The 14661-nt window shown below is 64.3% G+C and carries 11 protein-coding genes; 4 read left to right on the top strand and 7 right to left on the bottom strand.

The window, feature by feature from the left end:
* Nucleotides 1–20 precede the first annotated feature (20 nt).
* The 7 genes from trkA to def form a co-directional block, all read right to left on the bottom strand.
* Nucleotides 21–1394, bottom strand: a complete 1374-nt coding sequence (trkA, locus tag Thiosp_RS17855; protein ID WP_201067767.1) for a Trk system potassium transporter TrkA — start codon at nt 1392–1394, stop codon at nt 21–23.
* Nucleotides 1395–1418: 24 nt separating this feature from the next.
* Nucleotides 1419–2789 (bottom strand): sigma-54-dependent transcriptional regulator, encoded by a 1371-nt coding sequence (locus Thiosp_RS17850; RefSeq protein ID WP_201067766.1) that lies wholly within the window; start codon nt 2787–2789, stop codon nt 1419–1421.
* Nucleotides 2786–5020 (bottom strand): sensor histidine kinase, encoded by a 2235-nt coding sequence (locus Thiosp_RS17845; protein WP_323696586.1) that lies wholly within the window; start codon nt 5018–5020, stop codon nt 2786–2788. The genes Thiosp_RS17850 and Thiosp_RS17845 overlap by 4 nt, the downstream gene beginning before the upstream one ends.
* 30 nt (nt 5021–5050) lie before the next feature.
* Complete coding sequence (locus tag Thiosp_RS17840) at nt 5051–5692, bottom strand: DUF4390 domain-containing protein (protein ID WP_201067764.1); 642 nt, start codon at nt 5690–5692, stop codon at nt 5051–5053.
* Nucleotides 5689–7098, bottom strand: a complete 1410-nt coding sequence (gene rsmB, locus Thiosp_RS17835) for a 16S rRNA (cytosine(967)-C(5))-methyltransferase RsmB (RefSeq protein WP_323696585.1) — start codon at nt 7096–7098, stop codon at nt 5689–5691. The genes Thiosp_RS17840 and rsmB overlap by 4 nt, the downstream gene beginning before the upstream one ends.
* A gap of 115 nt (nt 7099–7213) precedes the next feature.
* The gene (fmt, locus tag Thiosp_RS17830) at nt 7214–8155 is read right to left on the bottom strand and encodes a methionyl-tRNA formyltransferase (protein WP_201067763.1); all 942 of its coding nucleotides are present in this window, start codon (nt 8153–8155) and stop codon (nt 7214–7216) included.
* Between the two features lie 130 nt (nt 8156–8285).
* Nucleotides 8286–8837, bottom strand: coding sequence for a peptide deformylase (gene def / locus Thiosp_RS17825; protein ID WP_201067762.1), 552 nt, complete (start codon nt 8835–8837; stop codon nt 8286–8288).
* A 294-nt stretch (nt 8838–9131) separates the two neighbouring features.
* Here def and Thiosp_RS17820 point away from each other — a divergent pair, with 294 nt between their 5' ends.
* From Thiosp_RS17820 to topA, 4 genes are all read left to right on the top strand, one after another.
* A complete protein-coding gene (locus Thiosp_RS17820; RefSeq protein ID WP_242518692.1) occupies nt 9132–10262 on the top strand; it encodes a LysM peptidoglycan-binding domain-containing protein in 1131 nt (376 codons plus the stop codon).
* 45 nt (nt 10263–10307) lie between these two features.
* Nucleotides 10308–11426: a DNA-processing protein DprA gene (gene dprA / locus Thiosp_RS17815; protein WP_242518691.1), complete on the top strand. Its 1119-nt coding sequence runs from the start codon at nt 10308–10310 to the stop codon at nt 11424–11426.
* Between the two features lie 98 nt (nt 11427–11524).
* On the top strand, nt 11525–12001 hold the full coding sequence (locus Thiosp_RS17810; RefSeq protein ID WP_201067759.1) for a DUF494 family protein: 477 nt from the start codon (nt 11525–11527) through the stop codon (nt 11999–12001).
* Nucleotides 12002–12210: 209 nt separating this feature from the next.
* Nucleotides 12211–14625, top strand: coding sequence for a type I DNA topoisomerase (topA, locus tag Thiosp_RS17805; protein WP_242518687.1), 2415 nt, complete (start codon nt 12211–12213; stop codon nt 14623–14625).
* Nucleotides 14626–14661: the final 36 nt, after the last annotated feature.

Below are 14661 nucleotides of genomic sequence, written 5' to 3'. Positions count from 1 at the left end.
GTTTGTTCAGGGGCGCGGCATCAGAAGAAGGTCACGCCGACCTGGAAGAGCTTTTCGACCTCGGGCACGCGCTGGCGGTCCTGGATGAACAGGATTACATGGTCGTCGGATTCGATGACCAGGTCGTGGTGGGCGATGAGCACCTGGTTGCCGCGCACGATGGCGCCGATGTTGGTGCCCTTGGGCAGGCGGATGTCTTCGATCGGGCGACCGACCACCTTGCTCGAGTTAGCGTCGCCGTGGGCGATAGCTTCGATGCCCTCGGCCACGCCACGGCGCAGGGAATGGACCATCACCACGTCGCCGCGGCGCACATGGCGCAGCAGGCTGCCGATAGTGGCCTGTTGGGGAGAGATGGCGACATCAATGGGGCCACTCTGCACCAGGTCGACATAGGCCGGGCGGTTGATCAGTGCCATGACCCGGCGTGCGCCGAGACGTTTGGCGAGCATGGCCGAGAGGATATTCGCCTCGTCGTCGTTGGTTAATGCACAGAAGACGTCGGTGTCGGCGACGTTCTCCTCAAGCAGTAATTCCTCATCGGCGGCGTCGCCATGGAGCACGATAGTCCGCTCGAGGGTTTCGGCGATTTGGCGGCAGCGCGACAGGTCGCGCTCGATGATTTTGATCCGGTAATGGTTTTCGAGTGACCGCGCAAGCCGGGTGCCGATGTTGCCGCCGCCGGCGAAAATCAGCCGTTTGTATGGCTTTTCCAGTCGCCGCAGCTCGCTCATCACCGAGCGGATGTGCTTGGGCGCGGCGATGAAAAACACCTCGTCATCGGCCTCGATGACCGTATCTCCCCCCGGGTGTATCGCCCTGTCCTGACGGTAAATGGCCGCGACCCGGGTTTCGATATGCGGCATGTGCTCGCGCAGGGTGCTTAACTCGTGGCCGACCAGCGGGCCGCCGTAGTAGGCCCGCACGGCCACCAGCCGGACTTTACCTTCGGCGAAGTCGGTCACCTGCAGGGCGCCCGGGTGCTCGATCAGGCGGATCACATAGTCGGTGACCAACTGCTCGGGGCTGATGCGTACGTCGATCGGGAAGGCGCTGCCGTCGAACAGCTTGTCCTGGTCGAGAAAGCTTGGTGCGCGCACCCGCGCGATCTTGGTTGGGGTATGAAACAGGGTATAGGCGACCTGACAGGCGACCATGTTGGTCTCGTCGCTGTTGGTGACCGCGATGATCATGTCGGCGTCCTCGGCGCCGGCGCGCACGAGTACGTCAGGATGGGCGCCGTGGCCCTCCAGTGTGCGTAGGTCGAAGCGGTCCTGCAGCTCGCGCAGGCGGATCGGGTCCATGTCGACCACGGTGATGTCGTTGGCCTCGCTGACCAGATTGGCGGCCACCGAGCTGCCGACCTGACCGGCGCCAAGGATGATGATTTTCATCGGGGATTGTCCAGCACGAGCGCGTCAGCGCCGCTCCTTGATCTCAATGCCGAGCGAGCGCAGCTTGCGGTAAAGATGGGTGCGTTCCATGCCCGCCTCCTTGGCCATTTTGCTGACATTGCCGTTGTGCTTTTCGAGTTGGTAGTCGAGGTACGCCTTCTCGAACAATTCCCGCGCCTGACGCAGCGGCTGGTCGAAGGAGACACTGCCCTCGAGCGGTTGCGCCGGTGTCAGGGGGGCGCTGCCGAGCGCGGTCTCGACCTCGCTTAGGGTGATCTCGTCGCCCGCGCCCAGAATCAGCACACGCTGGACCAGGTTTTTGAGTTCGCGGATATTGCCAGGCCAGCTGTAGTTGCGCAGATAATTCTGGGCGCCGACGCTGAAGTGGCGGTAGCCGAGTTTCTCATGCGCGGAAAAGTAGTCGACATAGTGGTTGAGCAGATCGGGGATGTCTTCCGAATGCTCGCGCAGCGGCGGGATGTGCAGCGGCACCACATTGAGGTGGTAGAACAAATCCTCGCGAAAATGCCCGGCGCGGACTTCCTCCTTGAGGTCGCGCTGGGTGGCGGCGATGATGCGTACATCAATGGGGACGGGCTCGCTGCCGGCGACGCGCAAAAAGGAGCCGGTGTCGAGTGCGCCGAGCAGCTGCCCCTGGGCTTCGAAGTCCATGTCGGCGACCTCATCAAGCAGCAGGGTGCCGCCGGCGGCTTGTTCCAGGCTGCCGTAGTGAATGCGTCCGTTCTCCTCGCTGCCAAAGAGCTCGCGCGCGGCATTGCCGCGGGTGATAGCCGAGGTGCCCAGATCAACGAAGGGGCGCTCCTTGCGCGCACTTTGGGAATGCAAAAAACGCGCGAAGGTCTCGCGCCCGGAGCCAGGTTCGCCGGTGATCAGCACCCATGTGTCGTGTTGCGCGATGCGCTTGACCTGCTCGCGCAGGCGCTGCATCGCCGCCGAGCGGCCGGCTGGCTCATGCACCAGGGGGGTGCGTCGGCGCAGCCCGATGTTCTCCCGCGCCAGCTTGTCGGCCTCAAGCGCGCGCTCAACGGTGAGCAGCAGCTTGGCCATGGACAGCGGCTTTTCGAGAAAGTCATAGGCGCCGAGCCGGGTGGCTTCCACGGCGGTTTCCACCGTGCCATGGCCTGACATCATGATGATGGGGCAGGGCAGTCCGTCGCCGTCCTCGGCCCATTCTTTCAGCAGGCTGATGCCGTCGAGGTCGGGCATCCAGATGTCGAGCAGCATCAGGTCCGGGCGGCGCTCGCGCAGCGCACGGCGGGCGGCCTCGGCATTCTCGGCGGCGATGACGACGAAGCCCTCGTCTTCGAGAATCTCCTTGACGGTCTCGCGAATATCGGGCTCATCGTCGACGACAAAAATGTGGTTCGCGCTCATGGTGTCTCTGCGGACTGTCGCGGCGGTGCCGCGGGTGATTCAGGTGCCGGATTGCGATGCGCGGTTGCGGGTCCTTCCCGCGCCAGCCACAAGGGTAACTGAGCGCGGATACGCGCGCCATGCGGCGTATTCTGCGCCACAATGATACCGCTATGCTCTTCGATGATCTTCTTCACGATCGCCAGTCCCAGTCCGGTGCCCTTGGCCTTGCTGGTGACGTAGGGCTCGAAGGCATTTTGCAGCAGGGCTTCGTCGAAGCCGCTGCCATTATCCTCGACATCAATGACCACGGCGGGGTTCTCGAGCTCGCGGCGAATGCTCGAGCGCACAATCACCTCGGGTTGCGACTGGTTATCCAGCGCTTCGATCGCGTTCTTGAGCAGATTGTGCATGACCTGGCGCAGCCGCTTGGAGTCGCCGCGAATCCGAGCGTCCCCCGCCTGAAGTTCGGCCTGGATGCGCGCGGGGCCGCTGCGGTAGAGCTCGATCACGTCGCGGATGAGTGCGTCGATCTCAAACGGCTCGTGCTGGATCTCCGGTGAGCGGGCATAGTTGCTGAAATCGTTCACCATCACTTTCATCGCCTCGACCTGCGAAACGATGGTGCTGGTGGCGCGGTCGACCACGCGCGCGTCCGGCTCCTCTAGCTTTTTCAGTAGCTTGTGGCGCAGGCGCTCGGCGGAAAGTTGAATCGGGGTGAGCGGGTTTTTGATCTCATGGGCCAGACGTCGCGCCACCTCGCCCCAGGCGGCATCGCGCTGGGCACGGATCAGTTGGGTGATGTCATCGAACACCAGCACATAGCCGCTGGTTTCGGTGCCTGAGACCTGCAGCCGGCTGCCCCGGCACATCAGCACTTGCCGGCCCTCGCCGCCGAACAGGGTCACCTCCGCGCGCCAGTCGGCGGTGTCGTTGAACTGCCGCCGCAGCGTCTCGGCCCACTGGCCGAGCCAAGGGTGGCGGGCTTCGAGCTCGTCAAGCGAGGGCGTCTCGCCAGCCGCCGGCTCGAGTCGCAGAATCCCCCGCGCAGCCGGGTTGCTGGTGGTCAGGCGCAGCTCCTGGTCGAACGCCAGCACGCCGGAGGACAGGCGCCCGAGCACGGTTTCGAGGTAGGCGCGGTGCTCTTCGACCTCCTGCTGGCTGCGCGCGGCTTCATCGCGCGCCTGGGCCACCCGCCTGGTCATGGCATTGAAGGAGGACACCAGAAAGGCCAGCTCGTCATCGTGCGTCGGCAGCGGCAGTTGCTGGTCGTAGTCGCCCGAGGCCACCGCGCGGGTGCCGCGGGCGATGTCGGCGATGGGCGCTACCAGGCGCTGCGCGGTGCGAAAGGCGGCCAGCAGCGCGGCCATCAGGCCGAAAATCAACACCATGGACAGCGTCAGCGAGAAGCTGAATTTCAGCGACTGGCGCAGGTAGGACAGCTCGGTGTAGCGGTTGTAGGCGTCCTCGAGTTGGGCGGCGAGCTCACTGATGCGCGCCGAGGTGGGGAAAATGGCCTGCAGGATCATCGGGCGCGCGCGCGGGTCATTGACCAGCACCCGAATCTGCAGTTGATTGTCCGCGGTGGTCTCGAGGCCGACATAGTCCTCGCCAGCGCGCACGCTCTGCATCAGCTTGCGCTCGGGGCGGTCGGGCACCAGCTGGATGGGGTCGTCATTGGCGGTGCCCATCACCTCGCCCGAGCTGTCGAAGATGGTCAGCTCCTGGGCGCCGGCCTGGCGGCGCAATTGCCCCAGGGTGAGCGTCAGCGCGGTGGTGGAGCGATCCTCCACCCCGGCGAGCAACTGCGAGGCGTAGCGCATCAGCACCCGCTGGTTGAGGTCGAGTGAGGCCTGATTGAGCGTCAGGGCGTTTTCCATCGCCTGGTCGATCTCGACATCGAACCAGCTATCGATGCCGCGCAACAGAAAGCCGAGCGAGTAGTAATAGACCACGCCCGCTGGCAGCAGGGAGATCAGCGCGAACAGCGCCAGCATGCGCCCGGTCAGGCGCGAGCCGGCGGCCTGACGGCGGTAGCGGCTGACCAGACGGATGATGCTGACCACCACCGTGATGCCCAGCACGATCAGGCCGATCAGCACCAGAAACAGCAGGGGGACAAAAATTCGGCTCAGACTCTCGGAGTTCTGCACCGCGTTGCTCATCAGGTCGAGCGCGACCAACAGCACCAGCAGCAGCAAACCGATACCGATGGTACCGGGATTAATCAGGCGCGGGCGTTTGCGGCTCATGGACCAGTATGCGGCGGCTGGGTGCCGAGCTCAGGGCTCGAGTGGCCAGTGCGTCCAGTCGCTGGATTGCTTCCAGGCTGGATGCAGGTAGGCCGTCGGGCGCAGCGGCAGCGGCAGCTGCTCCACGTCCAGCGAGACGCGAATTTGCACCTCGTAGTCGGTGCCGGGCTTGAGGCGGTCGCGGTTGAGCAAGTGCAGGTCGCGGATGTCGCCCAGGGCATCGATCGCGGCATCGCGGCTGACATAACTGCGCCCGTTGGTGCCCGGCAACTGCGTGACCAGATAGGATTCCGACAGCGGCTTGTAGCGGATGCGGTAGCGAAACGACTGATCGACCAGGCTCGGGGTCCAGACCCAGGACTTGGCCGGCCGCACCTGGATGTGCACCAGAAGCGTTAGCGGTACGCCGTTATCCAACGCCTCAAGTGCCCTGTCGCTGAATTCATAATCGATGCGGGTGTCGAGCAAGAAGTGGCCGTCTTCCAGGCGGGTGCTGGCGCTGATGACCTTGAAGTCAGCGCTGGCAGCAGTGAGTGTGCTGAAAGCGGTCAAAAAGGCAAGCGCCACGGCAGCCAGCCATCCGCGCTTTAGGATGCGGCTTGGCCGCGGTTGCGCGAAATGGGAGACCCTGGAGACCCGAAAGTGGGCTTGTGGTGCGTGCTTCAATGTCATTCCTTGACCAGTCGGGCGAAGAAAAAACCGTCGCTGCCGTCCTCGCGTGGCAGCAGTTGGCGGCCGTGGCTGCGTGCCAGGCCCCAGTCAGCGGCGATCGGGTCTTCGTGGGCGTCGTCGTGGCGCGTGAGAAAGGCGGCGATCTGCTGCTCATTTTCCTCCGGCAGCAGGGAACATGTCACGTAAAGAAGGACGCCCTGAGGGGCAAGCAACGGCCAGAGCGCCTCGAGCAGCCGGGTCTGGGTGTCGGCGAGCGCAGCGATATCGGCATCGCGACGCAGCCACTTGATGTCTGGATGGCGGCGGATGACCCCGGTAACGGAGCAGGGCGCGTCGAGCAGGATGCGATCATAACGCTGCTCGGCCCAGTCGCCGCGCGGCGCCGTGGCATCGGCCTGGCGGATATCGGCGCGCAGCTTCAGGCGGGCGAGGTTGGCGGTGAGGCTTTGCACGCGGGATGGGTCTTGATCCAATGCCAGGAGCTCAAGACGGTTGTCGGACAACTCCTGCTGATGCGCGGTTTTGTTGCCAGGTGCGGCACAGGCATCCAGCACCCGCTGACCGGGCAGCAGCTTGAGCAGGGGCGCGGCCCGCTGGGCGCCGGCATCCTGGACCGACACCAGCCCGTCGCGGAAGCCGGGCAGCTGGCTGACGGGGATAGGTGTGTGTAATTGAAGGCCGTGTGGGCAGTCTGCGATGGCCGTGGCGGCGATGCCGGTGGCAGTCAGTTGGGCGCGATAGGCTTCGCGCTCAATGCGCAGCGGATTGACGCGCAGGAACATTGGCGCCCGGGTATTGCTGGCCGCGACCACCTGCTGCCAGTCATCGGGCCAGGCCCGCCGCAGGCGCGCGAGCAGCCAGGGTGGAAACAGGGTGGTAGCGGTTTCATCCTGCGCGACATGCTCGCATAGTGCATCGCGCTCGCGCAGAAAGCGCCTCAGGGTGGCGTTCAACAGCCCCCGTGCCCAGGCTTTGTCGAGTACCGCGCTGGCACCGACGGTGGCCGCGACGGCGGCATGATCGGGCATAGCGAGGGCGTCGAGCTGATAGAGACCGACGCGCAGCAGGCAGCGCAGGTCCTGATCGCGGGCCTTCAGCGGGCGCTGCAGCAGCAGCGCGATCAGGGCGTCGAGGCGCGGCAGCGTGCGCAGAACGCCGAAGCAAAGCTCCTGCAGGAGCGGCAGGTCGCGTGCCGTTAGCTGTGCGCCGGCGGCTTTGTCTTGGCTGTTGTTGCGGGGGCTAGCAAAGGAGTCACCAGTGGAGTCGCTGGCGCTGCCAGAGCCGTTGTTGGGGGAAGCATTGGTCGCGGCCGGTGCAGCGCTATCGGGGGACGTGTGGAGGGGCGAACTGTAGGGGGCCAGTGCCGCTGTCAGCGAGCGTCCCCGCTCCAAAACCTGTGTCAGCACCTGAGCCGCGGTCGCGCGGACTTGAGCGCCAGGGCCCGAACCAGCATTCGCGCCCGAGCCTAGGCCACGAGTTGGGCGCGGTCGGCGGCGGCTCGGTTTGCCAGCGGCGGGTGCTTTAGCCAAAGCGTGCGCCATGAATCTTTCGGGCATTGAGAAAATCCGCCGCTGACATCGCGCGCTTGCCGGGTGGCTGCAGTTCAAGGATGCGCAGGGCACCGCTGCCCGTGGCCACCAGAATGCCGGACTTGTCGGCGCTGAGGATGTCGCCCGGCGCGTGCGCGGTGCTCAGCGGCTCAGGCGCGGCGGCCCACAGGCGGATGGTCTCATCCCCGAGGCGGGTTTGGGCCACCGGCCAGGGATTGAAGGCACGGATGCGCCGGCCGATCTCGACCTCGTTCTGGGTCCAGTCGATTAGTGCCTCATCCTTAGCCAGCTTGCGCGCGTAGCAGGCGCCTTCAGCCGGTTGGGGTTGCGGCTGGATTCGTCCGGCAAGAATGTCCGGCAAAGTGTCGATCAGCAGTTCGGCACCGAGGGCGGCGAGGCGGTCGTGCAGGCTGCGGCCGGTATCGGAGGCGCTGATCTCGGTCTCGGCCCGCGCGAACACTGGACCGGTGTCCAGCCCCTGATCCATCTGCATGAGCTCCACGCCGGTGCGGCTGTCGCCGGCAAGGATCGCACGCTGTATCGGGGCGGCGCCGCGCCAGCGTGGCAGCAGCGAGGCATGGATGTTCAGACAGCCCAATGTCGGCGCGTCAAGGACCGCTGGCGGCAGCAGTAGCCCGTAGGCAATCACCACCATCAACTCGGCCTGCTTGTCTCTGAGTCGCGCGATCACGCTCGGGTCCTTGAAGCTGGTGGGCTGCTCCACGCTGAGTCCGGCTGCGAGAGCCGCCTGCTTGACCGGGCTTGGCTGCAGCTTGCGCCCGCGCCCAGCCGGGCGGTCGGGCTGGGTATACACCGATGCGATCGGGTAGCCGGCGGCAAGCAGGGCGTCGAGGGCCGGTCGCGCGAATTCAGGCGTGCCGGCGAACAGCAGCGGCGGTTTGGGTGCGGACATGGCAATACCTGAACGAGCATGGGACCACTAACCGAACAGCCATTTTTTTGATCGCTGTTCGGAGGAGGGGGGCGGACGAGCTTAGGCGAAGTGCTTCGGGCGCTCGCGGCGCCCGTTGGTTGCAGCCAGCTCAGATGGTGGCTTGCTGTTGCGCCACGGTCGAGGCTGGGCGCGGAGGCTGGCGCGGCGCGCGCTGCTCCTTCTCGAGCTTGCGGCGGATGCGCTGGCGCTTGAGACTCGAGAGATAATCAACAAAGAGCTTGCCCTCAAGGTGATCGACCTCGTGCTGGATGCAGACCGCGAGCAGGCCGTCGGCGTCGAGCTCGAACGGCTCGCCGTCGCGGTTTAACGCGCGCACCCGCACGCGCTCGGCGCGCTGGACGGTCTCGAAGTAGCCAGGCACTGATAGGCAGCCTTCGTCCATTTCCTCTTCGCCTTCGCGGGCAAAAATTTCCGGGTTGATCAGCACCACCGGCGTATCGTGGTTCTCCGAGATATCGATGACGACGATGCGCTTGGCGATGCCAACCTGAATGGCCGCAAGGCCGATGCCGGGCGCGGCATACATGGTCTCGAGCATATCATCGACAATGTCGCGCACGCGCTGGTCGACCTGCGCGACGGTTTCTGCATGCTTTCTCAAGCGGGGATCGGGGAAGGTCAGGATTTCGAGTTTCGCCATGGAGTTGAACTCTTTTCTTCAGAAAACTGGTAAGATTTTCTCTTAATGCTAATATCGAGATGATACACCATGATTAAAATGGGCAGGCGAGGCATCGAGTCAGGTTCCGGCCGCGATCCTGGTCGGACGACAGAAACACCGTCAGGAGGCGTCATGCTGGGGAACATTCGGCTAGTGGTTCAACTCGGGTTAACCCGAATCCGCCCATTCCAAACCCGGTCATCCCAAATTCAGCAATTCCGGCCGCGCTGGCGGCGGCTAAGCGCGACGGCAGCTACGCTGCTGATCCTTTCCTTGCTGGCCATCGTTAGCGCTGGCGCGGTTGAGCTGCGACCGGATCACCCCGAGCGCTACACGGTCAAGTCGGGCGATACGCTCTGGAACATCGCCTCGCGCTATCTGGACGCGCCCTGGCGCTGGCGCGAGATCTGGCAGGAGAACCCCGGGGTGGCGAATCCCAATTTGATTTACCCGGGCGATGTGCTGACCGTCACTTACCACGGTGGCGAGCCGCGCGTGCGCGTGGAGAACGGCATGCGTGTGGTGCGCCTGCAGCCGCGGGTGCGCACCGAGCAACTCGACGCCGCCATCCCGACGATACCGGTCAGCGCCGTGGGGCCCTTCCTGTCGCGCCCGGTGGTGGCGGAGAAGGAGGCAATCGATGCTGCGCCCTATGTAGTCGGTTTTCCGGACAATCGCGCCCTCGGCGGCGTGGGCGACATGGTCTTCGTGCGCAGCATCTTCGCCGAGCCCGGAACGCGCTGGGAAATTCTCCGCCCCGGCAAGGAATTTCTCGACTATGAAACCGGCGAGCGCCTGGGCTTTGAGGCGGCTTATGTCGGCAGCGCCGAGCTGTTACAGAGCGGTGATCCGGCCACGCTGAAAATCACCCGCATGGCGCTGCAGTCCGCCCCGGGCGACCGTTTGCGCGCCGCTGAGCAGGAAAAACCACTTCGCGCCTTCATCCCGCGTCCGGTGAGCGAGGCGCTCAGGGGCCATATCATCTCGGTGATGAACGGTGTGTCCCAGATCGGTCAGTATGATGTGGTAGTGATCGACCGCGGCAGCGACAATAATGTTCAGGTGGGAGACGTGTTTGGTGTCTATCGCGGCGGCAATCTGGCGCGCGATAACGTCAAGTCACAAAAGGACGAGTGGAACTGGCGCAACGACAGCCCGCTGAAGTCAGAGTTTTGGTACGGAGACTGGGAAATCACTGGCTGGAGGCGCAATCAGCTCGACGATAACGCCCCGCTGCCGCTGCATGTCGAGGCGCGCAAGAAGACTGATAACTATGTCGTGCCCAATTTACCGGCAGGAACGGCCATGGTGTTTCGCACCTTCCCGCGGGTGAGCTTCGCGCTCATCATGACCGCGAGCGCCGCGATCCATGTCGGCAACCTTGTATCGGCGCCGCCGCAATAGGGTGCGTGCCACGCGCTGCCTTGCCTGTCCGGGATGATGGCACCCATGATGGCTCCGGCGGAGCTAGGCACTGCCGATTTGCGGGCGCTGATCGCGCTGGTACAGACCTCAGGTCTTGGGCCGCGGCGCATCGACCGCCTGCTGTCGCGCTGTGGTGGCGCGCAGGCTGCTCTAAGCGCGGGCGAGCGTTTGTGGCGCGAGCTCGGCTTACCGGGCGAGGTCGTGGCTGCACTCGCCCGACCCGACTGGCAGCGAGTTGACCAGACGCTGGACTGGGCCGAGCAGGCGGGGAACTGGCTGTTGGCGCTCTCCGACCCGGCCTACCCATCCCAGCTGGCCGAGGTTGCCGGTGCGCCAACATTGCTGTTCGGCGTTGGCGATCTGTCTGTTCTGCAAGAGCCTCAGCTCGGCATTGTCGGCAGCCGCAATCCAACCAGCAGCGGTGCTGAGACCACACGCGAGTTCGCCGCTGCGCTGGCCGCACTGGGGCTGACGATCACCAGCGGGTTGGCCATGGGGGTCGACAGTGCCGCGCACTGGGGGGCTTTGAGTAGCGGGCGCACCATCGCCGTGCTCGGAACAGGGCCGGATCGCATTTACCCGAGCAGGAATCGCGACCTGGCGCATCGCATTGCCGAGGCGGGGGCACTGGTGACGGAATTTTCGCCCGGCGTGGGACCGCATGCCAGCAACTTCCCACGTCGCAATCGCATTATCAGTGGCCTGAGTCTGGGCGTGCTGGTCACCGAGGCCGCGCCGCGCAGCGGCTCGCTGATCACCGCCCGGCATGCGGTCGAGCAGGGGCGGGATGTGTTCGCGTTTCCTGGCTCCATTCACAACCCGCTGGCGCGTGGTTGCCATGCGCTGATTCGCGACGGCGCCAAGTTGATCGACAGCACCGATCAACTGCTCGAGGAGCTGCTGCCGCAGCTCAAGCCACTGACGGACCTTGCCGGGGCGTCCGAGGGCGCTGCGTCGGCGGCGGACGGTCTCGATGCCGATCAGCGCAAGCTGCTGGAGCTGCTTGGCTATGATCCGATCAGCGCGGACGAGCTGATTGCGCGCAGCGGGATGCCAGCGCGCGAGGTGTCTTCCACCTTGCTGCTGCTTGAGCTGGAAGGCTTGATCAGCGCGCATCCTGGCGGGCGTTACAGCCGCACGTGAAGGCTAATAGGGATACTGGGTAAGCAGTGGTTTTTTTCTGTCGCCGCGCGCCGGCCTTGCCGGTAGAATGGTGCAGCAGCCGAAGTTTGAGGTAACGCATGTCTGAAACCATGGTCGATGTCCTGATTTATCTGTTCGAGAACTACATGGCCGGCGAGGAATCCACTCCCATCGACCAACACGAGCTTGAACAGGAGCTCAGTCAGGCCGGTTTCGGCACCATGGAAATCTCCCAGGCACTGAACTGGCTCGATGAGCTTGCCAGCAGCATGGGCACCGGTGATGGCGTCTCGCCCAGCGGCGGCTCCATGCGCGTCTATACCGAGCCCGAGCAGCGCAAGCTTGATGTCGAGGGCTGCAGCCTGCTGATGTTTCTCGAACAAACCGGCATTCTCGATCCAGTCAGCCGCGAGCTGGTCATCGACCGCGCCCTGGCCATTCGCCAGGCAGCGGTCTCGGTCGAGGAGCTCAAGTGGATCGTCCTGCTGGTGCTGATGAACCGCCCCGGCCAGGAGCAGGCCTTCTTCCAGATGGAAGACATGGTCTACGACGAGGCGCCCGCCTACCTGCACTGAAGCTCGCCGCGCTCGCGCGGGCTGCTTCGGCAGCGTTTCCCCCAATTCTCCGCACCGGCGCATGGCTGGCGCAGCCGATCCGCCCGAGAACAAGGGCGGTAAATCTCACTCTATCCCTTGACGTACGCGTCGGCTTCGTCTTTCCTGATAAGGACAGCGCCGCCCCGGCGGCGATCTCTTATGCTCCAGCCGAGCCAACGGAAGCTTTCATGAATCTGGTCATCGTCGAATCCCCCGCCAAAGCCAAGACGATCGAGAAATATCTCGGCAAGGAATTTGAGGTCCTGGCCTCCTACGGCCATGTGCGCGACCTGGTGCCCAAGGAGGGCGCGGTCGATACCGAGCATGGCTTTGAGATGAAGTACCAGGTCATCGAGCGCAACGAGAAGCACGTCCAGGCCATCGCCAAAAAGCTCAAGAATGCCGATGCGCTCTATCTCGCAACTGACCCGGACCGCGAAGGCGAGGCGATTTCCTGGCATCTGTATGAGCTGCTGAAAAAGCGCCGCCAGATTGGAAAGCGCCCGGTCTACCGCGTGGTTTTCAACGAGATTACCAAGAACGCGGTGCAGGACGCGGTGGCCAACCCGCGCGAGCTGTCGGTCGATTTGGTCAATGCCCAGCAGGCTCGGCGCGCGCTCGATTATCTGGTCGGCTTCAACCTCTCGCCGCTGCTGTGGAAGAAGATCCGTCGCGGTCTGTCTGCCGGGCGCGTGCAGAGCCCGGCGCTGCGGTTGATTTGCGAGCGTGAGAACGAGATCGAGGCCTTCGTCAGTCGCGAGTATTGGAGCGTCGATGCCGATGTGGCCAAGCCCGAGGCAGCCAAGGAGCCCAAACCCTTCAGCGCCAAGCTGGTGGAGTTGGGCGGGGAGAAGGTCGAGCAGTTCAGTATCGTCAATGGCGAGCAGGCGGCGGATGCCGAAAAGCGCATCGCCGATGCGGCCCAAGGCAAGCTGCATGTCGATCAGGTCGAGCGCAAGCAGCGCAAGCGCAACCCGGCGCCGCCCTTTATTACCTCAACCTTGCAGCAGGAGGCAGCGCGCAAGCTCGGCTTCACCGCGCAACGCACCATGCGCGTCGCTCAGCAATTGTACGAGGGTGTCGATCTGGGCGGTGAGGCCGTGGGTCTGATCACCTACATGCGTACCGACTCGGTCAATCTTGCGCAAGAGGCGCTGGATGAAATCCGGGCTTACGTTACCGAACGCTACGACACCAAACATCTGCCCGATAAGCCGCGCCTGTTTAAGACCAAGGCAAAGAACGCCCAGGAGGCGCACGAGGCGGTGCGCCCCACGTCCATCTTGCGTGAGCCCAAGGCGGTGCGCGCGCATCTGAGCTCCGAGCAATTCCGCCTGTACGAACTGGTCTGGAAGCGCACCCTGGCCTGCCAGATGGCGCATGCGCTGATCAATCAGGTGGCTATTGTGCTGAGCGCCGGCAGGCCCGACGCGCCCGAGGGGATTCGCTTCCGCGCCACCGGCTCGACCGTCGCCGAGCCCGGCTTCATGCGCGTCTATCTCGAAGGCCGTGATGACAGCAAGCAGGCCGAGGATGACGAAGAACGCATGTTGCCGGCGCTCGAGGAAGGCGAACTGGTCGATCTGCTGGCAATACGCCCCGAGCAGCACTTCACCGAGCCGCCGCCGCGCTACTCGGAGGCATCCTTGGTCAAGGCGCTGGAGGAATTCGGCATCGGGCGGCCGTCGACCTATGCCTCGATTATCTCCACATTGCAGGATCGCGAGTATGTGACGCTCGATAACAAGCGCTTCATGCCGAGCGATGTGGGGCGGGTGGTCAACAAGTTCCTCACCGCGCATTTCACCTCCTATGTGGATTACGACTTCACCGCCCGGCTTGAGGACTCCCTCGATGCCGTCTCGCGCGGGGAGGGCGACTGGATTCCGGTGCTTGAGCAGTTCTGGAAGGCGTTCAAGGAGCGGGTGGATTACACCCAGGAAAACGTCCAGCGCAGTGAGGTGACCCAGGAGGCCATCGACGAGAAATGCCCCGAGTGCGGAGGGCAGCTGTCCAAGCGCCTCGGCCGCAACGGGCTCTTTATTGGCTGCACCAACTACCCGGAGTGCAGCTACACCCGCGATCTGCATCAGGACGGCGACGCGGCGGCCAAGGAGCCGGAGATCGTCGAGGGGCGCACCTGCCCCGACTGTGGTTCGCCCTTGGAAATCAAGCGCGGGCGTTACGGCAAGTTCATCGGCTGCAGCGGCTACCCCAAGTGCCGCCATATCGAGCCGCTGGAGAAGCCCGAGGATACGGGGGTCGCCTGCCCCAAGTGCAACAAGGGCAGCTTGCAGAAGAAACGCTCGCGTCGCGGCAAGGTGTTCTACTCTTGCTCCACCTATCCAAAATGCGACTACGCGGTCTGGAACGAGCCCCTGGCCCAGCCCTGCCCGCAGTGCAGCTGGCCGGTGCTGACGCTCAAGGTGACCAAGTCCAAGGGCGCCCAGTTTGCTTGCCCGCAAAAGGAATGCGGCTATGTGGCGGCGGCGGATGAAGCGAACTTGGACAATGCTGATGCTGAGCAATCAAGCAGCGCGCCAGAGACGGGCGGGGCCAGTCGTGCCAACAAGACCCAACAGACGGCCGAGGTCGACGGCTGATCGGAAAGAATGCGCTTGGAGCCTAAAGAATCGCAG

This window comes from Thiorhodovibrio litoralis (assembly GCF_033954455.1).
Classification (GTDB): Bacteria; Pseudomonadota; Gammaproteobacteria; order Chromatiales; family Chromatiaceae; genus Thiorhodovibrio; species Thiorhodovibrio litoralis.
This window is presented reverse-complemented; position numbering and strand designations above follow the sequence as displayed.